At 38.5% G+C, this 615-nt stretch carries 1 protein-coding gene; it reads left to right on the plus strand.

All coding sequences use genetic code 11. From position 1 onward, the window contains the following. The coding region (locus H6A60_RS12215) for a hypothetical protein (RefSeq protein ID WP_205105013.1) at window positions 1-412 on the plus strand (412 nt) is incomplete at its 5' end. Window positions 413-615: the final 203 nt, after the last annotated feature.

Genomic DNA, 615 nt, shown 5'->3' on the forward strand with positions numbered 1-615 from the left:
ACTAAATTCATTGCTGTCTTCTCGCTCTCAGCTTGATTCTGAACCCGAAGAATTGAATTTGTTTGACGATTCTGAAGTATTAAATTCTTTTTCGGTAAAATTGCCACAACCATTGGAAGAAAATCATCAGAATTGGCAAACAAAAAAAACAGGAAAAGGAACACTGTTCGTTGATGGGTTAGATGCTAACCCGAATCAGGTTCCAGTATCTAATTTATCATCTATGGATATGTACTCAGATTTTTCCACTAAAGTTAAAAAAATACTGAGTGTTCAGTCCAACATGTTAGAAAGCGATTTCATGCAATACTTAGGAATTGAAAAAAAACAAGCTAAGGTATGGTTTAACCGCGCTATTCAAGAGGGTTGGCTTCAGAAGAGCGGCCGTCCGTTGTCATATTCCTTAACTTAATACCTGAAGAATTCTCTGTATTTGACATTTTCTCGTTATTAAATGAAAAGGTTTTTTCTGAAGCAGCACTCGCCCAAGTAGAAGAAAGGTATAAGGCGACAAAGCCATGTCTTCGTGCAAAAGCGCGTTGAAACTTGTTTTTCTCGAATTTGCACGGATAAGATCGGGCCGCAAAACTCGCACTTTAAGCGCTGGTTCTGCGG

Source organism: Sutterella massiliensis (assembly GCF_016899755.1).
GTDB lineage: Bacteria > Pseudomonadota > Gammaproteobacteria > Burkholderiales > Burkholderiaceae_F > Sutterella > Sutterella massiliensis.